The sequence below is a fragment of the Leisingera thetidis genome (assembly GCF_025857195.1).
Lineage (GTDB): Bacteria > Pseudomonadota > Alphaproteobacteria > Rhodobacterales > Rhodobacteraceae > Leisingera > Leisingera thetidis.
Window position 1 is genome coordinate 1641093 of the sequence record NZ_CP109787.1, and the last position, 20811, is coordinate 1661903.

Genomic DNA, 20811 nt, shown 5'->3' on the forward strand with positions numbered 1-20811 from the left:
GAGACTGACCGCTTCGGGCTGTCACCGACGTGCTGCGCCAGAGAAGGGCCGCACCAAGGACAATGACCAGCTGAGGGCTCTACATGCACATTGGCTCGAAACGGCCTATCCGTGAGAGCTGTGAAAACGAAGTTTCTCTTAGGAACCTACGCTTTGAAACCCCTTGACGAGACCACTCTAGAGTGAGCTCGCTCATACCGGTTCCGTTCACAAAGTAAACGAATGATCGAGTGTTTCGGATTGGGTTGTCGTCCGTAAAGAACCTAAACTCATCTATGAATACTTCTTCGAAATCATCACCCTCGAAGTCGAACCACTCCCCTTTGTAAGCAAACGTAGCTAGCCCAACATGCATGTACGACTCGAGTTCGCTGTGAAACCAAAAGGGCTTCATACCGATCACCTCAACATCAGGGATCCAGGTTTTCGCAACACTAAGCCTGTGCTCGGGTGATTTAGTTCGCCCAACCTTGTATCGGCCTCTGTCCCTCAACAAGTATATGTAGCCTGGGTCTGAGGGCTTCTTGAAAGCTTCCGAAGCCAAGGCAATGTTAAACACATTTTCCATTCGCACAATTTACGTTCAAAGCTCTGAAACAGCTAGCCATTAGATCAGATATGCAATGCCCGCTGTCGGCGCATTACGGCATGCTGCAGAAGCGAAGTTCAAGACTTCGTCCAAAGTCCGGAGAGGGCTCTCTGCCGCCATGCGGCGGCACAGCACCGAGAATCCAGCACCAGCCTGCTCCAGGCCAGTTGTGATCGGCTCAAGCCAGCCCAAACCGGACATGGCCTTCCAACACGTCGGGCGGAAAACGGACATTCACAGCGGATTGAACGAATGACCAGTCCTGGGCCGTTTGCTGACCGCCTGGCGCTTCCGGATCTCTGGGGGTATCAAGCTCTCCGACACGAATAGCCCCGTCGAAATGCCTGATACGATATGGGCAAGCTCTTCGCGTTCGGTGTTTAGCCTCTAAGCAAGGACGTCCTCGCCCCGAGAAATGCAGAGTCAGGTACACCGCCAGATGGGTGGACTGCGAGATGCGACGGCTTAAAGTTGGCAGATGCCGGTCAGGTGCGCAGTTGTGTTTCTGAACTAGAGATAGGGGCGAACATTGCGGTAGGCATCATGCCATCGCGTCACAAGAGGACAGGAGCGTCGCATGGACATCGACGAATATAAGAATGGCGGCCGCGCGCTCTACGCTGACTTCGCGGAGGCGGTAGCGGCGATCCTCAAGGCAGCGGTCGCCGAGCACAACGACCTGCGACTGCAAAACATCCAGCACCGCGCCAAGACGGTAGACTCGCTGCGCGCTAAGCTCGTCAAGGCCGAGGCGGCAGTGGATGCGGCAATCAGTGATGTCGCCAAGGACGTCTCGGGCTGCCGTCTCATCTTCTACACCAATGGCGATGTACACCGCTTCGGCCAGAGCCGCATTCTGCGCGAGAATTTTATGGTCGATTATGATCGCTCGAAAATCCACTACCCCGACAGCAGGGAAGACGGCGCCGAGTTTTTCATCTCCGAAAACTGGGTGGTTACGCTAAGCGATGCTCGCTGTGCGCTTCCCGAGTATCGCAGGTTCGCTGGGCTGCGCTGCGAGATCCAGGTTCAGACGATCCTCGATCATGCCTGGGCGGAGATGGCTCACGACACAATCTATAAGCCGATGACCGATGTCGGGTTCGGGGCCGCCAAGGTCGAGGCGATGCGCAAGCGGCTGCGCAAAACGATGCAGGAGTTCCTTCAGCCGGCAGGATATGCATTCGATAAGATCGCGAGTGACTATGCGCAATTGCGTGACGGCAAGGCGATGTTCGACAGCGACGCGCTTGGCGTGATCCGCGCCTGCACTGATCGCAATTGCCTCGACGATGCCGTCGAGAATTTCTCGAACTATGTGCTGCCCAACTATGACGACTATATCGCAGCCGCTCCCGAGATAATCGACACGCTGTCGGATGCCGTGATCCGTGCACCTGCGATGCCCGACGTACCGCACCAGAGCTATTTCGGCGAATACCCCGGGACGAAGAGCGACTCGGTGATCGCCAAGATTTGCCGCATTCTCGAGAGCGGCTATCTCCTTTATGCGAGCCCTGAGCAGATGTTCGATGCGCTGATCGCGATGCGCCAGGCGGCGGTGGCCGAGGAGGAGCGCAAGCCTATAGACGATCTCACCCGGCGTTTCGCGCAGCACGACCGGCGCGCTTGGCAGGAGGTCGGACCGGGGTTCCAGCGACTGCTGGTCGACCGCATCACAGGCCTTGAGGATGCAGCGCTCGTCGCAGCGGCGCCGAGCGCTACCATCGTGTTGCGTGAGGCTCTGTCGAGCACGGTGACTGGGACGAACTGGCAGGCTGAATCGATTACGTGGCATAGAGGGTCGGTCACGGTGACCGAAGACTTAAAGGCGATGCGGCGTGACGCACTGCACCAGCTCGAACGCTTGCATGCCCTGCTCAGCGAGTATGACGCGCTTAAGGATGTCCGCCGCGCCATGCTCGCGGCAGGCGATACGCCGAGCAACGTCGGCTATACTGACCTGTTGGGCGAAGTCATCATGGACGATCTCGCGCAAGTCATCGACTTTTTCACCGCTGTGGTGCCCGACCTAGGCCTCGAAGCGAGGCGACAACTCGAGGTCGACCTGCACCGTAAATTCTACGCGTATCACGCCCTTCCGCCGGGGATGGCAGACAAGCCCGAACTCGTTGCCGCTCAGGGCCGGTTGGTTGACGCGATTACCGAGTGCCGCGCAGTGATCGAATGCGATCCCGACTTCGTCCGCTACCGGTTGCTCGTCGGGCACGACAGCGTGACTCCGATCATGTGGGCAAAGCCCGGGTTCGATTATAAAGCGGCGGCAAAAGAGCGCTCCGCCGGGATCGACGCCTTGGTGGCGAGCTTCGATGCGGCAAGCGCCGGTGACTGGCTCGCGCGACTCGAGCGGTTTGTCGAAACCCGTAACGAGGATGGGGCGGCGTTCTTGGGCTTTCAGGAATTCATAAAAAAGCTCGCCGCAGCTCAGCCTGACATCATGCTCAACTGGATGCCGCGACTGAGCAACCGCCTCGCCAACTGGCTGCCTGGCATGCTACATGGTCTGTCGGACGCGGGTCATGGCGCGGCGGTCGATCCGCTGATCGAGACCTGGGTCGCGGAGGACAAGCATCTCTCGTCGATCGCCTGGTATTTCCAATTCGCCGAGGCGTTCCGGTTGGACCTGCTCGCGACCATCACAGCCAAAGGTCTGGCGGCAGAAGACGATCAGATCCTCCACAACGTCGTGGTGGCCGCCGCGCGGCAGTCCACCAAGCGTCCGGACGGACTGTTCGACACTATTTTCCTCCCGGCGGTTCAGTCGCTGTCGGCCCGTAGGTCGTTCGCTTGGGTTGACGACATGCTCAATTGGGATCAGCTGGGGTTGCTCAAGGGATTATCATCGGAACAGGTCGAGCCTCTACTCGACCTCCTAGTTGAATTGCCCCGACTCACCACCGGTGGCGAAGCGCTGCTGGCTGTTGTGGCGCACGAGCACGTCCAAGCCGTGATCGATCTCATTGGCCGGCGCTTCTTGCATGAGCGGGACAACGGTGATCTCAGGTACGTTGACCTGCCGCATACACTCCACTATCTGCGAGCGCCGCTTGCCGCTGTGCCGACCCAAGTTGTTGCTGCAGCTCGGAGTTGGTTCGATGCCGACCCCAGTTTTTCTGAGTTTCGTGGCGGCCGCCTGATTGCACAGCTGTTCCCAAATCTCGAAAATCCGATTTCCTCGCTGCTTAACAGTCAGATCGAAGAAAGCCGAGAAGGCATCCAATTCGTGCTGTCGGTTCTGCGGGCATATGAGGGTGAGAAGTTTCTGCACCCGCTGCTGCGGAAGATCGTCGGTTCCCTGACGGCCGAAGACGAGTTGCTAGGGATCGTCCATATCGTCATCGATTCGAGCGGCGTACTCGTAGGCGAATATGGCAGCGTCGAAGCGCAGGAGGCGCGCAAGGCATTGGTCGCCGAATGGGAGACAGACGAGAATGAGGCGGTACGAGCTTTTGCCGCGAGGTTCATCAATTCCGCGAACAACCAGCTTGCCATGGAACGCCGCCGCGCTGACCGCTCGGTTGCACTGCGGAATATCGCTTTTGAGAAGTAGAAAGGCGACAGTGGACAATTCAGCCAAAACTTTGGCCGTCACGCCTTCGGTTAGTTGCTCCGCGAATGTCCGCTCCGGCCGGTGCGCTCAACTTTGCAAATGTCGCTATCTGCAGCTCCGCTGCCCCCGGTGCAACCCGCAGCATCCCGTGAAGCAGCTCGGCCCTGCCGAGCGTCCGCTTCCGGGAAATTGACCATGAAATTTCGCACCAGCAGCATCGTCGGTGTGGCACCAGTTGTCTGCGACCGCTTAGGGCTGGCACCGGTCGAATGTACTCGCAGACCAGGCGCGACCCCCGCGAGGGCAAGTCCGCGCTCAATGGAGACATCTAAGCAAAATTGTCAGATGGCCGTTCCAGTTCGGCAAACGGCCATTTGGCAGGAAGGCAGCGCTGCGGACTTCAAAACGGGACACGTCATCAAGCGCTTCGAAGACGGTAACGGCAAGAGCCTACTGGGGTTTGATGCTATTTGTTGCGCACCGCGCTCACCAAATCACCCCAGTGGTTCTTGTTGGTCGGTGATGAAAAAAGTCACCGCCGCTGCCGATATCGTCACGGCATATGAACTTTGTCGCCACGGGGGCTGATCTGAAGCGGCCTGCTACGATCAGATGCGGGCCGTTCATGGCGCTGCCGCAACCAGCACCGCACTGGCCGCGATCAGCCCCGCGCCCAACCAACCCATGGCCGACAGCCGCTCGCCCAGCAACACCGCCGCGATCGGCGCCCCGAAGACCACGCTCAGGTTGTCCGCCGGCGCGACCCGCGACGCCTCGCCCAAATGCATTGCGCGGGAATGGCACAGCCACGACACGCTCGTCGCTAGCTCGGACAGGATGAGGAACACCCACGTCCCCGGCCCGACGGATCTGAGGCTTTGGAACTTGCCGGTCGCGCCAACGAGAACGGAAAGGGCCACCAGAACCACCGCGGTCTGGATCAGGGCGTCAAAATCGGAATTGATGTCCTCGACCCCTAGCTTCAGCAGGAAGGTGATGAGGGGGGCAAAGGCCACCGCGAGATGCGCCAAAACTACCAGCTTCACGCAATCGTTTTGGTCTTGGTCCCTTTCAGAGTTCCGGTGGCCCGGTGGAGCTGCCTGCACCGCGTATTGACAGGCGCATTTGCCTGACTGGCCACCTTGAAACGCGGGCCTCAGGCGGCGATCAGGTCCATCGGGTCGATCCCGAAATCGCCGAGCAGGGCAAATGCCCCGGCCTCGTTCCGTGCGCGCAGCCAATCATGCTTCGCCGCCAGGTACTCCGCATTGTCATCGAACAGGCCCGCCAGCCGCTTCATGCATCGAGCAATCTGGGTCTTGTTGCGCTCGATCATATCGGGGGCAACGCCATCTTCGTGCATCCGGTTGTTCTGGATCACCAGGTCGGTCAGTTCTTCTATCGAGAACTCCAGATCGAGCAGCGCCGCCTTCCGCGCCTCTACCAGCGCCTTGCGGCGCAGCGCGTAGACATCGATTGACACCGCGCCCTTGTCGCTCGGCACGCCGTTCCTGATCCGCGCCCGGACATTGCCGTCCAGGTCGAATTCCAGGTGATCCTCGGGATCTTCGACGCAGGGGTCAATCAACAGCCGCACAGCCTCCTCTGCGGCGAGTGAATCCGCGGGGGCGCGTACCCGCGTGGCCTCGTCCGCCAGCGGAAATTGCGTGGCCTTGCCCAGCACAACCCCGGCGCTTTGCCCCGGCACCTCATGGGTGCGCGACCGGTTGCAATCGGGGCAGGAAATCAACAAGTTCGTCCAGTCTCCGGCCAACCAGAAATAGCCGGGTTTCAGCTCTCCGGCGTCGATCTTGATTGCCGATTTCGGGCGGAAATGTTCGATGTCGCTCGGCGTAACCGCGGCGAAATTGCTTTCGCAGTAGGCGCACTTCTTGCCAAAGGTCTTTTCCAGAAGCGCCACCAGCCCGTCGTTCTTGTAGACCACGAACTTGAACGACTTCTTGGTCTTCTTCTCGTCATTTTCGTAGTTGGCCGGGTCGGTGAAGAAGGCAATCGCCTTTTCCTTTTCCTGGTCGTATTTGGTGATCTTGGTGCCATCCAGCGCCTTTGAATTCTGCCGGGTGTAGACCGGCAGATCGGGCAGTGTCGGATCGCGCGGCACCTTGATCATAACGGTTTCCCGCCCTCCTCCTCGGCCAGGACCTGCTTCCACATGCTGCTGACCTGTTCGACCGCCTCGCTGCGCAGGTTTTCCGGGGATCGCCTTTCGCCAGTTTTCCGTTTGGCCAGCATCGCGTCGATAGCCTCGTAGAACAGGGTCTCGCGCTGGGTATTGCCCAGGTAGCGGCGGTCTTTTAGTTCGTCCTGCAACCGGGCCAGTTCGGCCTCCTGTTCTGGCGTGCGCGTGTCGAGCGCGAGCAGCGCGTAATAGGTGTCGAACAGCGCCTCGACCTCGGGGTCCACGGTCGAGCGCAGCCCGAAAAAATCCGAGGTCAGCAGCTGGTCGACGCGGAAATCCTCCGGCGAGGGCAGGTCGGTCAGCGGCTCGACTAGCCCGTCTTCACCGCGCTGCATGACCACCACTTCGCCCCTGGTCAGACCGCGCAGGCAGAGCGGCTGATGCGTGGTGGTGATGTATTGCACGCCGGGCAGGGCCTTGCGCAGGCTGCCGACGATCTCCATCTGCCAGGTCGGGTGCAGGTGGGCGTCGATCTCGTCGATCAGAACGACGCCTTCCGCCTCTGTCAGGTTGGGCCAGATCCGCGACAATACCTCCAGCAGATCGACGGTGACCGCCACGATGGTCTGGTAACCGTCGCTCAGGTCCTTCAGCGCGGTCTTGCTGTTGCCATCACGCACCCAGACTTGCCCCTGGTCGCGGATCAGCTCCGACGCCTCATCGAGCGCCAGCAGATCCTTCAGCACAATTGCGGTTTCGTCAAAGGTCTTGCCGTCCAGCCCCATCAGCCATGTCTGCGCGTCGATCAGTGGGACAAAGGCGTCGAACAGGTTCTCGACCCGCGAAAACTTCTCCCCCGTCTCGGACCTCTCCTTTCGCGGCAGCAGACACGTCGCGCCGTAGCCCAGGACCAGCGTTTGCGCCTCCCAGCCTTCGCCTGAGGCCGAACCGTCAGCCGTCAGGGTCATGACCTGTCCGTGCGGGCTGTGGAATTCCAGCCGGTCGCGATAGACGATCAGTTCATGGGGCTTGGGAAATCCGCTCAGCTTGACCGTGACCCGGCCCGACTGGCAGCGGTAGCGCACCAGCGTTGCCGGATCAAGCCGCCCGCTTTTCAGCAGGTTGTGCACCTGGTCGTGGCCCGACACCACCAGCGCGATGGCCTGCAAAACGGTACTCTTGCCGGTGCCGTTCTCGCCCAGAAGCATCAGCCAGGGAGTCGGTCCGTGCGACTGCTGGCCGAAATCGATCTCCAGATCGCGGATCGCCCGGATATTGTGGATCGTCATCCGTTCGATGAAACGTTGCTGCGACTTGAACTTCTGCCGGCCCTCTTGGGTGTCCAGCGAATAGTCCGACATCCGGCTGGTGTAGCTCTTCGACTCCGCTTTCGCCCGTTTCAGCCGCGACTTGGTGACCTTGCCCGGTTTTCTGGCGGGCGCGACGGCCTCAAGCGAATCCAGCAGAGCGCGCATTTCCTCTTCCCGCGACAACGCTTGGCGGATCATGCCGGCATAAGGCGCATCGTCCTCGGCCATCTTCATCAGCCGGTCCAGGTTCTCGTCCGAGGTATCCCGTCCCGCCATAAACGGCTCTGCCAAAGCTTTGAACGTGGTCATCACTCGCTGACGCGCCTGAACCAGACCGACACGGTTCAGCCCCAGCACGGCAATCGTGGCATTGCCTCGCTCGGTGTCGCTGTGCACCATGCCATCGGCATCGAAGACAAGGTGATTGGAAGGTTCGTCCATGGTCGGGTTCAGCAGCAGCGGCTGTTCCCGTCCGATATCGTCTGACGGGCTGCAGGCACGCTGCGCCTCGTCGACAAGCGGGAACCGGTTGCCCTTGCCGCTGGTCTGGACCGAGGGCTCCATCTTCGACAAGTGGTTGCGCTGCCGGTTGCAGTCGATGCAGGCCGCCAGCAGGTTGTCCCAGCTATTAGCCAGCCACCAGTAGCCCGGATGATTGGGCGCCTCGGTCACGCCGCCTTTGGGCCTGAACTGGTCGATCTCGATCGGCTGATTAGCAGAAATCGAGGTTTCGCAATAGGCGCATTTGCCATGAAACAACTCTTCCAGGGCTTCCCGGACCCGTTTGTCCCTGTAGACCTTAAACACCAGCCTGCGCTGCCGCGCCTCGCCGCTCTCCAGCTCCTGCCTGATCCGGTCAATCTCGGCTATGGCGGCTTCGCCAAGCTTGGTCGACGGATCAAGCGGATTCGGCGCGCGGCTTCGGTTCACGAGAATCATGGGCTATCCAAACGGGATTTGCTTGAATTGACCCTATTGAAGGGGGTTTTCGCAAGTAAAAGCACAAAATCGGCTTCGCTTTTGACGGGATCGCCGCAGCAGTTCACTCTGCTAATGGATTTCAGGATTGTATTTCAGCGGGGCGGTGACGATGACCAAGAAACAGTTGCGGCAGGCCGTGGTAATCATGCACGGCATGGGCGAACAGGTCCCGATGGAGACCGTGCGCGGCTTCGTGGACTCCGTCTGGCGCGAGAACCCGAATGTCATCGACAGGGACCGTCCGGTTCAGGGCGACGATGAGAAACGCTCGACGAACCCGACATGGACCCGTCCGGACGACCGCACCGGTCTGTACGAAACCCGCCGGATCACCACCGAGAAGGGCAACAACGGCTACTACACCGACTTCTTCGAATTCTACTGGGCGCATCTGGTCCACGGCACCACCTGGGAACAGGTCCGCGACTGGATATTCGGCCTGCTGTTTCGCAACCCGTTCACCCGTGTGCCCCGCAACGTGCGCACGGCATGGATCGTACTATGGATCATCACGCTGGTCATCGCTGGGTTGGCAATCTGGGCGGCCTGGCCTAAGGCGCCGGACGCAACCGTCGCGCCGGCATGGTCGCTGCTGATGGCCGGGGTCAGCGCGGCCACCGCTTGGGTGGTGGCCAACGTCATGGTCGCGCGCTTCGGCGACGTGGTCCGCTACACCAAGGCCGACCCGCCCAACATCGCCCGGCGCGAGGAAATCCGCCGCACGGGCGTGGATTTCCTGAATGCGCTGATCGCCCAGCGGGACACGACCCATCCCGAAGAGCCGCATTTCGACCGGATCATCGTTGTGGCCCATTCGCTGGGCACGATCGTGGCCTATGACATCCTGTCAGTCTGCTTCGCCTATAACTGCCGTGGACTGCGCAAGGAGTTAGACGCAGATACAAGGCAGCCGGCCCGCGCCGCGCTCGAAGATGCCGTCCGCCACCGACTGGGTCTCTCGTCACTTGGCGAACTCCCCGAAAAGCTGACACCAGAGCGCTACCAGCAGCTACAGGACGCCGCCCGAGAGGAGCTGAACCAGCTTGGCGCCACCTGGCAGGTCACCGATTTCGTGACCCTCGGCTCGCCGCTGACCCACGCTGAATTCCTGCTTGCCGAAAGCCGCGAAGACCTCGACGCCCGGAAGAAGGAACGCCTGCTGGCGACCTGCCCGCCAACGCTCGAATATGACGGCGAAACCAAACTGTGTCATTTCACCTTCCGCCGTGGCGCCATCGCCGGCATCGGCAAGCTGACCGACGAGGAAAAGGACGACCTTTCCAGCGAGGTCAAGATGCCGCGCTGGCCGCATCATGCCGCGGTCTTCGGCTACACTCGCTGGACCAATATCTATTCGCCGCACAAGGCCGTGGTGACCGGTGACCTAATCTCCGGCCCGCTGGGATCGGTATTCGGGATCGGCAAGGGCGAGGGGCATTTTTGCGGCATCCGCGACATCGCTGTGATGCCGCAACTGGTGCCGGAGACTGGAGCGCGCGACCCGAACCACCGCCGCCGCGTAATGACCCACAATTCCTATTGGAAAATGAAAGGCGGCACGGACATTAGACGCGAAACCGACAAGAAGACCGGCAAACTGGAACCGGCGCATCACATCAGGGAACTGCGGTATGCGCTGGGCCTCGGCCGCAAGTGACGGAGCACGCCAACAAGCCGCGCCTCCTGGCTTGGACGTGGACTGCGTTCCGCATCCGTAGCGATGTCGCAGCGCCTCGATCACGCCGAAGAGTGAGGGCACGAACAGGAGCGACAGTAGGGTGGAATGTTCTCAAAGCGTCGCACCCAACTGACTGAAGTGGTCCGCCTGCTCGCACCACTCCAGGGGGAATGGTTGCATTAGCCGCGCCAAAGTGGCCTCTGGGCCCTGTCGGCCGTCCAGGATGGCCTCGACGATGTCAGGGGCCAGCAGAGTGAGGCGGAGTACGCGCGTCATGTAGGAGGGGGCGATGTTCTCGTGACGGGCGAGTTCATTGATGGTTGTGAAGTCGCCAGTGTCCAACATCCGTTTCCACCGAAACGCTCTGCCCAGCGCCTTTATGAGTGCGTTGTCGGTCGCCGGTTGCGGCGGTGCATCCGCTGGGAGTTGTATTTCCTTTCGCCCGCCGCGCTTTTTCAATCGGAATGGCACATGGACGGTCAGGGTTTCGGGGGAGGCGCGGAGTTGGCTCATGCCGCTACTCCGTTGTCGCCAGACAACATCTCGCGGGCGAGACAGGTTAGCCCGTTGATCCGGAGACGGATGTTCAGGCCCTCCGGGCCAATGTCTATCCGCTCGACCAACAGCGCCAGGATACGGGCCTGCTCGGTCGGGAAGAGCTCATCCCAAAGTGGATCGAGCTGCTGGAGTGCCGTACGAGCCTCGGCCTCGGATACGGCCCCATCCCGCGTCTTTGCAGCTTTCCAAGTCCCCGCGATGATCTCGGGTTGGCGGAACACCTTGCGAAGGTGCTCGATGACCGCGGCCTCGATCTCTCCCGCGGGGACACGACCTATGGGACACGTGCCGGCGCCATGCTTCAGAACGGTTTGGCTCACGTAGTATCGGTAGAGCCTTGCGCCTTTCCGCGTATGGGACGGCGAGAATGCGGCGCCGTCAGGGCCATACAACAGTCCCTTCAGCGGTGCGGGGGTCTCGGCACGGGTTCGGGCCGCACGCTTTCTCGGGCTTTCCTGAAGGATCGCATGGACCTTGTCCCAGGTCGTACGATCGATGATCGCGTCATGCTCGCCGGGATAAACGTTCCCTTTGTAGGCAACTTCGCCGATATAGGTGCGGTTGTTCAGCAAGCGATAGATGAATTTCTTGTCGATCCGGTTGCCCTTTGGCGTGCGAATGCCACGCTTACAAACTTCGCGGGCCAGCTCTGTTCCCGAGCCGATCTCTATGAACCGTTCGAAGATCCAGCGGACGTGTTCGACATGCTCGCCGTCTGGAACAAGCTTGCGGTTCTCAACGCGATAGCCGTAGGGCGTCATGCCCCCCATCCAGATGCCTTTTTTTCGGCTGGCGGCGAATTTGTCTCGAATGCGTTCGGCGGTGACCTCACGTTCAAACTGTGCGAAGCTGAGCAGGATATTTAATGTCAGCCGTCCCATGGATGTCGTGGTGTTGAAGGACTGCGTCACGCTGACAAAGGTCACTCCGGTCCGATCGAAGACCTCTACCAGCTTGGTGAAGTCCGTGAGTGCACGGCTAAGGCGGTCAATCTTGTAGACGACCACGACATCGATCAGCCCGTCCTCGATGTCCTGCAGAAGGCGGTGCAGGGCAGGGCGATCTAAGGTGCCCCCGGAGATACCTCCATCGTCGTAGTGGTCACGAAGAAGGACCCAGCCCTCGGAGCGTTGACTGGCGATGTAAGCCTCGCAGGCTTCGCGCTGTGCGTGGAGGGAGTTGAACTCCTGTTCTAGCCCTTCTTCGGAGGACTTCCGGGTGTAGATCGCGCAACGAAGTTTTCGCGGAGAAGGCTCGATCATGCGCTCCTCCGGCTCTTGAGGCCAAAGAACACCCAGCCGTTCCATCGAGTGCCGGCGATGCCGCGGGCGATGGCGGAGAGGGACTTGTAGGGTCTGCCCTGCCATTCAAACCCGTCGGTGGTGACCGTGACAACGTGCTCGACACCCTGCCATTCGCGCACAAGCCGCGTGCCGACGATGGGTTTGAGGTTCGCGCGGACGCGGCTCTTCTTGCGGTCACCGCCGTCGAGGTCATTACCGATCCGCTCCAGCCGACGGATGGTCTGGGACTTGAGGCCTCCATAGGCCAGCTCCTGGATGCGGTAGGCCAACCGGCTCTCGAGATAGCGGCGATTAAATGCTGGCGGTTCGCTGTCAAACAGGGTGCGCCACTGCGCCTTCAATTCCGGCGTCGGGGTTGTCTTCAGCGCGGCGAGACGCGCAGGGATTGTGTCGGTCATTTTCGGTTCTCCAGTCTAGCCATGCCAGTGCTGCTCGTCGGCGAGGCTTTGTGTAGTCGAACGATCTCTCTTCCCGTTGCGTGTCTCATATTGGTCGCTATTGCGCAGGCGGAGCCGCAGGACGCCCAGCGCCAGCAAGCGGCAGAGCTCATGCAAACGCTCGTGAGGTGCGAGGTGGCCAGGAGAGATAGGGTTAGGACGCTTCATCGGTCGATGCTCCGCACAGGGGAGAAGAGGCGGACAGTCCGTTCCAATCGGAGCCGCTTCGAGAGCTGCTGGATTGAGGTCGCGAAATCTGCGACGGACCGGCGGGATATGCGGTGCCGCAAAATGGAAGTGAGTGGACCAACCGCTCGGCGGGTTTGATACCCGAGATCGTTTTGCATAGGTGCGCACCAGAGTGTGTGCGCACCTGCGAACCCGGGTGCGCACCCAAAAAAAATCGCTGGAACTAGCGAGTTCGCGCGCTTTCGCCCCCCGCATAGGGAAGTGCCACGGAAGGACCCAAAAGGCGGGCTGTGAGGCACTGCGCTCTGGGTGCCATCTCCGGCCCCCATGCTTGAGGCGCATTTTTCCGTGAAAGAGGAAGGCGCAATCGCAGATTGGCAGTCCGCGCAGTCCTTTTCGGAAGTGTTCGCAGATCCAGGCGCATCAGCTTTTTTTCGGAGCGCACCTTCTTCTTTCGCGGCGCTTCTTTTTACGGTCTTGTTCATTTCCCTGTTTCCTCCCCTGTTTATTGGTTGATGGGGCGCAGGGCGGTTAGGCGCCGTTGATAGGGGGTGTGCCGCTCAGCTGCATGGGGTCCGTCTAAAGCCGGGAAGGTGTAAGACGACGAAATGCTTCCTCCGTGGCCGGGGTGACAGTGCCGCATACGGGATATGAGCTCTCGCTGTTCTAGCGCGTGCAACCCTTTGTTGATCGTGGAAACCGAAACGCCCACCTCCTTGGCCAGAAGGGACTGGCTGGGGTAGCATCGGTAGTCCTTGTCGTTTCTGTGATAGGCTAGGCCGATCAGAATGAGCTTTGTCGTCGTGTTGAGATCGGTTTGCTCGAATGCCCATTGCATTGCCGAGTAAGACATATTTGGTCTCCTTTTCAGTGGAAGGGGAGAGACAGGTGAGGGGGGATGAGGCGAAAGCACTCTCAGGTCTGCGTTCGCAGGAGCACGTCGTTCCAATCCAGACCGGAGGGCGCGGCGTCGATCTCCACCTCCCATCCGAGGTCTGCTGCACGCGCTTCCAGTGTGAGGGCGGCGGCGTGTCCTTCCCGGTCTCCGTCGGCTGCTATGATAAGCGTCTTAGGTTCGGGCGGGAGGTTCAGGCTGCTCATTGCCGCTGTGCCTAGTGAGGCCCACGTCATCGCTGCGGGCGGCCTGCAGAACTGAAGATACGACATGGCTGACTCAATGCCCTCGGCAACGACCAGGGTGCCTCCACCGTCCGAGAGTCTGACGTGTCCCCCTTCGGTGGTTCCCAGGCGCGCTTTTTGCAAGCCTTTGCCAATATCTGCTTTCCCATGACCGTCAGGGCGGAGGAATGTCCGGTTGATAGAGAAGCCCGAGCCCCCGTCGATACGTGCGATCATGGCGGGCAGATTGCGACGCAGGGGGCCAAGCCAAAGAGAGGGATGAAATCGCAAGCTGTCCGGATAAGGTCCTTTCAGGCCGCGAGCCACGCGGAGGTAGGTTTCTGCGGGCGTGCCGGTAATCGAGCAGCCTTCGTGCCAAGCCTTCTTTGCATAACGATCGTAAGTGGGTTTCGGGAGGCGGCGTGACGCATTAGACTGTGCCGATGCGGGTTTTGAACGTTGCCAATCGAGCCCGCAGGCAACCGCCAAATCCTTGAAGGCGCAATTGGACTTCTTGCAATGCATCAGGAGACGATAGTCGCCGTCGCTTATCGTAAGCGCGTTGTGAGACTTGTCGGCATCCTGCTGGCAAACAGGGCAAGGGGCAGTGCCGTAACGACCGTACCATTTCCCGCCCAGCGCCTTTGTGATGTCTTGCGCGGTTCTCATGAGCGCACCTCGAAAGATGATCGGTTGAGGGCGACTATGGTCCGAAATACTTTTCTGGCTGAGGTCCGGTAACCCGGGCTGCGACACTCCTGTCTTCGGCCTGTGTCTTCTATCCTGCGACGAGCGTTGCTTCTTAGGCGTACCGTATTGGCGATTGGAACCAAGTGGTCGGTTCGCAGTTGAAGGCTTGCATGCATGGTTTGCTCCTGTGTTTTGACGCAGGAGAAACTTGGCATGTGTCCTTCGAGGGGACGTAGGCGGGCTTAGGCGCGGAATAAGTGCTGTAACGCCTGAAGTTCCTAAGGTTTTGAAATATAATCTTAGTTGTTCTGCCTGTTGTTCGTGGCTTCAAGAAGGGAAGGGTTGCCGTTAGACGAAACACAGAGTGTTCTTTTTGTTCGGGTCGTATATGAAATTCCAATGCCTAAGCACGCCTTGACACTGGTTTGGTGCATTGCGCTGGGCGATTCTATGGGGGCTATTCAGATCTTCTTGCCGCTTCTTCTTCACCGGCGACCTACCGGCGCAGTCCTCGTGAACCGTGCCGGGTGTGCCAGAGGCTTTGATTCCTGAGCAGGGGAAAGCGACGATTAGCAAGACAGCAAACAGGCGTTCTCCTGCGGTCTGCGCGCTTTTGGTGCCGCTGGTGGTGAGCAGCTTTGGCCAGCTCAATTTCCATTGACAGGTGATCATGTCGGTCTCCGTAAAGAGCGACTGATCGGCGCACGTGTTGAATGAGGGGGACATGAACGCTTAGGCCAACTCATCACGGACCGCCAAATCGGTTCTCAGTAGGCTTTCGACAATCTCGCCCGCCTTGCCGGCGGCTTTTTCTGTTCAAAGGCGTTGACCAGCTTGACGGTCTAGAAAAAGCGGACTTATTTGCGATGGTGCTCAATGGTTTGCACGCCGGTGGCGGTGGCGATAAGGCTTTTGCTCGTTCCCGACCTTCCGATCAGGACAATACTGTGTACAGTCGAGGAAGTCGAAGCGGTGCAGCAGTGTTCGAATTTCGGGGCGGGGGCAGTAGACGAACTTCGCTCAGCCAGTGAGAGTAAGAAATAATTCACCGCTCTGTTACACGCGGTGAATTATGTAGCCCGGCTGAAATCAATGGGGCATAAGCTTAGAGCGCAAAAGAACTCTAGTTTCTTTCAGCAGGTCCTGGTCAATTGGAGACCCGGTGCCGCTCAAGTGTTTGGCGGCTCCCCCCCGCCTAATTACGTCCACGCCGCGATTGGCAAGCGCAAATGTGTTTTCGGACGGCCAGCGGCTTGCAATCTCGAAAAGGCTTTCAACGACCTCGGTCAGTGTACCACTTAAAGCTTGCGCCCGCTGCCTGTCCCCTTGTCGAACGGCCCGCTCGATCTGCCGCAGTTCGGGGGCAAGGCCGTTCGCGGTGCTAAGCAGCCACCCGTCGTAGGGCCCCTCCGGCGCGATCCAACGGGCATAGTCACCTTCGGCGCCGCGTAGCATGGTCACTTCTGACGCCCGCAGACTTTCGGAAATGATTGCGTCGGTTCCGCTGGTGTCCTTGAAGAAGGCGATGCGGCCGCTTTCCACTAGCTTGTCAAAGCTTTCGGCTGACAGGGTGCATCCGGTGACCTGCGGCAGTTGGTAGACTGCCAGTGGCAGCTCGGTGGCCTCCATTACACGCTCAAAGTGCGAGAGGATGCGCTCCTGGGTCGCCGCCGGATCGACCGGCGGGCAGATGGTCAACGCGACGACCTCGCCTGACAATGGGCGCTTGCCGATCTGGCCCTCAATCCAGCGCGCCCGCGCCACCACCGCCTCGGTGTTCGGCTCAAGCACGCCGAGCATCAGCTTTTGCCCGCGCGGCATGTCTTCAGAGCGTAGAAGATCGAGCCAGTCGGCAAGCAACGCCTGCGGCATGGACCAGCCGTCGCCAGTGGTGCCGGCGATCAGCAATTGACGGACGTGCGGCGCGATCTGGGCGATGTGATCCGCGGCACACTCTGCGTCGAGGCGCGAGGGCGCGTTGGCTTGATAGTGGGTGAGTATGGGAACCCAGAGCGGATCTGCTATCGGCTTCTCTTGCGGCGTCGAGACGTTAGCCATCATAGGCGTGTGCTCCCCGGTTGGATTTTTCGATTTGGCGTGGGCTGCGCACCTTCTGCCAAGCGGCGATGCCGGCCAGGAGCGCGATGCCTGCCAGGTCGGTTTCCCAGCTACCTAGCAAAAGCAGCACTGCTGAGACCGCCAGCAGTCCCCTCTGGATCACGGTCAGCGCGCCGATCAGCCAGCCCTGGACGCAGGCGGCGAGCGAAACGATGCCGATAATGGCGGTCGCCGCGGCCAGCACGATTTGAAGCGGATCACCGATCATCAGCAGCGCCGGATTGGCCACGATCACGAAGGGAGTGAGGTAGGCCGCGGCGCCGAGACGCATCGCCGTGAAGCCTGTCGCCTGTAGTGACGTGCCACCGGCAATGCTGGCCGCGGCATAGGCGGCGACCGCGATCGGCGGGGTGATTGCTGACAGGATCGCGTAGTAGAACACGAAGAAATGCGCGGCCAACGGTTGCACCCCCAGTTTGATCAGCGCTGGCGCCGCAAAAATTGCCACGATGGTATAGGCTGCCGCGGTAGGCAGGCCCATGCCCATGATGATGCAGCTGATCATGACCAGGATCAGGGTGATAGTTAGCTCTCCGCCGCTGATCGACAGCAGCAGCGAGGTAAACCGTAGACCGAGCCCGGTCAGTTCGATGGTGCTGATGATGAGACCGGCGATGAACAGGGCGGCGGCGATCGGGGCGATGGTACGTCCGCCGAATTCCAGCGCATCTGAGATATCCCGTAGGGACATCCGGGTACGCGCCCGTAGCTGCGCCAGAACAAAGGTGGTCAGCATCGCCCAATAGGCGGCGTTGAAGGGCGAATGCCGCTCCAGCAGCAGATAGATGATGACGGCCAGCGGCAGAAGCATATGAATGTAGTCCAGTACCTCCTCGCGGGCACGCTGCACCAAAGACGGCTCCATCGCAGCCAGTCCCATACGCAGGGCTTCGAGATGGACCATCAGGAAGACCGCAAAGAGATAGAGTATTGCCGGGATCAGCGCCGCTGACAGAACACCAACGTAAGGCGTCGAAGTGAAATCGGCGATCAGAAATGCGGCCGATCCCATGATGGGTGGAACCAGCTGGCCGCTGGAGGAGGCCACGGCCTCGACTGCGGCGGCAAAGCGCGGGTTGAAGCCGTTGCGGATCATCAGCGGGATGGTGAAACTGCCGGTGGCATAAACATTGGCCACCGCCGAGCCCGAGAGTGAGCCGAAGAGGCCGGAGGAGATCACTGCTGCCTTGCCGGGCCCGCCACGCATCTTGCCGGTCAGCAGGGCGGAAAGATGCATGAACAACTCGCCACCGCGCGCCTTGTCGAGTACCGCGCCGAACATCACGAACATCAGCACGTATGTTGCCGACAGCCCGGTGATTGAACCGTAGAGCCCGGCGGTGGTCAGGAAGCTGTGGTCGAGGAACCGCTCGGGCGTGATTGCGGGCTGTTGCAGCACGCCGGGGAAGTAAGGGCCGAAGAAAGCATGCAGGACAAAAACCGCCAGCATGATCGGCAGCGTCCAGCCGAGCGCCCGGCGGCAGGCTTCGACGACGAGAACCAGCATGAGAATGCCCATGGCCCAGTCCAGCGGCTCGAGCGCGGTGATGTAGGGATAACGATCCTGCAGCCTGTCATGCTCGAGGTGGATGTAGGCGGCAGGCAGGATTGCCAGAAACGCCAACCCGAAGTCGAGCCAGGGAATGCGGCCATCCTCGCGCCCTAGAAAGGCGTTGTAGGCCAGGAATATCAGGGCCACGTACATCGACACGTGGGACGAGCGGAACAGCATGACGCTCGGCGCGCCGAACTGGACTGCATAAAGATGGTAAGCGACGACGCAGAGCGCGAAAACCTTCAGGACAAGTCGTTGATTTCCAACGCCATCGCGTTGTCCGGTCACTTGGACGGTCATTTATGTTCCTCCCAGATGGTATCCGTGTCCTCACTCACGGATGGTCGGGCCCCGCCGCTTGGCGGAGCCCAGCGCAATTATTCGATCGCGCCGATTTCGCGGTAGAACCGTTCCGCGCCCGGATGCAGAGGGATCTGCACACCTTTGGAGCCTGCCTGCGGGTCGAGGTTGCCATAGGAGGCATGCCCGGCCACGAGGTCTTCCTTCTTCTCGAAGAGCAGCTTGGTCATTTGATAGACGGTCTCTTCGGGCGTGTCGGCATTGGTGAAGAAGACGACGCTTTGCAGCGTGGTCGGCAGATCCGCATCCTGGCCTTCGTAGGTGCCTGCCGGGATCACGGCCGGTGTATAGCCGTAGGTCTCCTTAAGGTACTGGATGGCCGCCTCGTCTTGGGGCAGCAGCGTGATGTTCTCGTCCGAGGCAAACTCGGCAAACAGCGGCTGGCCCAGCAGTTCGTCGTTCATGAATGCGTCGATATGACCGTCGCGCACCCGGTCGATGGCTTCACGGTAGGGGCTGTGGGTGATCGCGCCGCCGAATTCCTCGATCTTGTGGTAAGACGCACCATGTGCCTCGATCACTCGGCTGGCCGCCAGTTCGCCGCCGGTGCCGCGCGGGCCCGTGTCGATCTTGATGGGGATCTGCTTCTCGGCGATCTCACTCAGGCTCGAAATGCCCACGTCATCCTTGACGAAGGGGTGGATATAAGCGGTGATTTCGAGGTTCGCGATGGCGCGCAGGTTCTCCATCTTGTTGTCATAGGGGTCCTTGCCTTCGGAGGCGGCGAAGAGGTTGGTCGAATAGGACAGCCCAAACTGCGTGCTGCCGCCCGAGACCGCGATCGGGTTCGCGACGCCGCCGCCTGGAACGGTGTTGTAACGCAGTCCTTCGATTTCTTTCTGATAGGTTTCGAATAAGGTGGTCATCAGCACGAACCAGCCGCCGCCGATGGAACCTACCGACACAGTTACATCTTTTTGTTCCACTGCCTGCGCAGGCATGACGCTGGACAGTAGCGCGACCGTCGACGCGACGGCGAGACCGGATTTGATGATGTCTTTCATGATTTCTCCTCCCAAGGTTGATTGATTAAGCCGCGGCCGTTCGGGCAGGCGGCACATAGGAAGCGCCCGGGATTGCCGGGTAGGCTTCGAGCATGGCTTCGTCGATTTCCAAGCCCAATCCCGGAAGGTCGTTGGGTTCGATGAACCCTTTCTCTACCTTCAGGGGGTTCGTTGCGAGATCGTCGCGCCACGGGTTCCTGGCCGAAATATCGGCCTCGTAGATCAACCCGTTAGAGATCGCGCAAAGCAGGTGAACGTTGGCGGCCGTGCCGATCACGCTTTGACTGGTGTGTGGTGCGACTTGCAGGTGCCAGGCGGCGCCCATGTCCGCGATCTTCTTGGTCTCGGTCAGACCGCCAGCCTTGGCGCTGTCGGGTTGCAAGATAGTGATCGCACGGCGCTCCAGCAGGTCGCGGAAGGCATGTTTGGTGAAGTGGTTCTCGCCAGCCGCGATTGGCACCTGCGTCGCCTGGCGGAGCTCGGCATAGGCGTGCAGATCATCCGGCGCGAAAGGTTCCTCAAGCCAGAGCACTTGGCCGTCCTCGCAAAACCGGGTGACCGCCGCGATATCGCTCTGGGTATAGCGGGTGGCGGCATCGACCGCGATGTCCAGCGTGTCGCCGAAGACCTTGCGGATATGGCGCACCTTTGAAGAATCGGGTCCGATGCCTTGACCGATCCGCAGCTTTACGGCGGTATAGCCTTGATCAACGAGTTTGCCGATTTCGCGCTCGAGGTCGGTATCGGGCTGCCAGCCCAGTCCCATGCCCCCGGCATAGGCCCGCAGTCGCTTTTTCGAGCCGCCCATCAGCTTGTAGACCGGCAAGCCCAGAAGCTTGCCGCGTAGGTCCCAGAGCGCGATGTCAACACCGCTCATGGCGATGACGCTGCCGGCGCCCAGTCCGTGGGTCACAATTTGATGGCGATAGACCGCCTGCCAACAGCCTTCCACGTCATGCGAGTCGCGCCCGACCAGCTGTGGCGCGATGGAATGGTTGATAACCTCGGCGATGGCCGTGGGGTTCAGCCCCATATGCGCTTCGCCGTAGCCCACCGTGCCGTCGCTGGCCACCACGCGCACCAGCACGAGGTCACGCTTGACCATGTTGCCGACGCCCTGGGTCACCGCCACGCCGTCAAATTGGCATGAATGCACCGTTGCGTAGATCTGTTCGATTGTCGCCATGTTCTCCTCCCTCAATGGCTGG

Annotated in this window: 16 protein-coding genes; 3 read left to right on the plus strand and 13 right to left on the minus strand. The window is 60.3% G+C overall.

Annotated features, from left to right (window positions below; all coding sequences use genetic code 11):
• The first annotated feature begins 1166 nt into the window (after positions 1-1166).
• Positions 1167-4160, plus strand: coding sequence for a RelA/SpoT domain-containing protein (locus OKQ63_RS07900; RefSeq protein WP_264213394.1), 2994 nt, complete (start codon positions 1167-1169; stop codon positions 4158-4160).
• Between the two features lie 195 nt (positions 4161-4355).
• Entirely contained in the window at positions 4356-4748 is a 393-nt protein-coding gene (locus OKQ63_RS07905; protein ID WP_264213395.1) for a hypothetical protein, read from the plus strand.
• Positions 4749-4783: 35 nt separating this feature from the next.
• Here OKQ63_RS07905 and OKQ63_RS07910 read toward each other — a convergent pair whose 3' ends face one another.
• The 3 genes from OKQ63_RS07910 to OKQ63_RS07920 all read right to left on the minus strand — a co-directional run bounded on the left by OKQ63_RS07910 (position 4784) and on the right by OKQ63_RS07920 (position 8549).
• Complete coding sequence (locus OKQ63_RS07910) at positions 4784-5206, minus strand: EamA family transporter (RefSeq protein ID WP_222507928.1); 423 nt, start codon at positions 5204-5206, stop codon at positions 4784-4786.
• Between the two features lie 110 nt (positions 5207-5316).
• The gene (locus OKQ63_RS07915) at positions 5317-6291 is read right to left on the minus strand and encodes an HNH endonuclease family protein (RefSeq protein WP_222507927.1); all 975 of its coding nucleotides are present in this window, start codon (positions 6289-6291) and stop codon (positions 5317-5319) included.
• Positions 6288-8549, minus strand: a complete 2262-nt coding sequence (locus tag OKQ63_RS07920; protein ID WP_264213396.1) for an AAA family ATPase — start codon at positions 8547-8549, stop codon at positions 6288-6290. Before OKQ63_RS07920 ends, OKQ63_RS07915 begins: the two co-directional genes overlap by 4 nt.
• 151 nt (positions 8550-8700) lie before the next feature.
• On the opposite strand from OKQ63_RS07920, the gene OKQ63_RS07925 reads away from it, so the two are divergent.
• Entirely contained in the window at positions 8701-10248 is a 1548-nt protein-coding gene (locus OKQ63_RS07925) for a hypothetical protein (RefSeq protein WP_264213397.1), read from the plus strand.
• A gap of 132 nt (positions 10249-10380) precedes the next feature.
• On the opposite strand, the gene OKQ63_RS07930 is transcribed toward OKQ63_RS07925, so the two are convergent.
• From OKQ63_RS07930 to OKQ63_RS07975, 10 genes are all read right to left on the minus strand, one after another.
• On the minus strand, positions 10381-10782 hold the full coding sequence (locus tag OKQ63_RS07930) for a hypothetical protein (protein WP_222507924.1): 402 nt from the start codon (positions 10780-10782) through the stop codon (positions 10381-10383).
• Positions 10779-12089 (minus strand): recombinase family protein, encoded by a 1311-nt coding sequence (locus OKQ63_RS07935; protein WP_222507923.1) that lies wholly within the window; start codon positions 12087-12089, stop codon positions 10779-10781. The genes OKQ63_RS07930 and OKQ63_RS07935 overlap by 4 nt, the downstream gene beginning before the upstream one ends.
• Positions 12086-12529: a DUF2924 domain-containing protein gene (locus tag OKQ63_RS07940; RefSeq protein WP_222507922.1), complete on the minus strand. Its 444-nt coding sequence runs from the start codon at positions 12527-12529 to the stop codon at positions 12086-12088. The genes OKQ63_RS07935 and OKQ63_RS07940 overlap by 4 nt, the downstream gene beginning before the upstream one ends.
• A 733-nt stretch (positions 12530-13262) precedes the next feature.
• Positions 13263-13745: a helix-turn-helix domain-containing protein gene (locus OKQ63_RS26105; RefSeq protein WP_350356301.1), complete on the minus strand. Its 483-nt coding sequence runs from the start codon at positions 13743-13745 to the stop codon at positions 13263-13265.
• On the minus strand, positions 13673-14545 hold the full coding sequence (locus OKQ63_RS07945) for a DUF7146 domain-containing protein (RefSeq protein WP_222507920.1): 873 nt from the start codon (positions 14543-14545) through the stop codon (positions 13673-13675). The genes OKQ63_RS26105 and OKQ63_RS07945 overlap by 73 nt, the downstream gene beginning before the upstream one ends.
• Positions 14546-14914: 369 nt before the next feature.
• Positions 14915-15238 carry a hypothetical protein gene (locus OKQ63_RS07950; RefSeq protein ID WP_222507919.1) on the minus strand — a complete coding sequence of 108 codons (324 nt, stop codon included), beginning with the start codon at positions 15236-15238 and terminating at the stop codon, positions 14915-14917.
• 417 nt (positions 15239-15655) lie between these two features.
• Positions 15656-16627, minus strand: a complete 972-nt coding sequence (locus OKQ63_RS07960) for a dihydrodipicolinate synthase family protein (RefSeq protein WP_264213398.1) — start codon at positions 16625-16627, stop codon at positions 15656-15658.
• Entirely contained in the window at positions 16617-18539 is a 1923-nt protein-coding gene (locus OKQ63_RS07965) for a TRAP transporter permease (RefSeq protein WP_264213399.1), read from the minus strand. The genes OKQ63_RS07960 and OKQ63_RS07965 overlap by 11 nt, the downstream gene beginning before the upstream one ends.
• Before the next feature lie 77 nt (positions 18540-18616).
• Positions 18617-19603, minus strand: a complete 987-nt coding sequence (locus OKQ63_RS07970) for a TAXI family TRAP transporter solute-binding subunit (protein WP_264213400.1) — start codon at positions 19601-19603, stop codon at positions 18617-18619.
• Between the two features lie 25 nt (positions 19604-19628).
• The gene (locus OKQ63_RS07975) at positions 19629-20789 is read right to left on the minus strand and encodes a mandelate racemase/muconate lactonizing enzyme family protein (protein ID WP_222507915.1); all 1161 of its coding nucleotides are present in this window, start codon (positions 20787-20789) and stop codon (positions 19629-19631) included.
• Positions 20790-20811 lie beyond the last annotated feature (22 nt).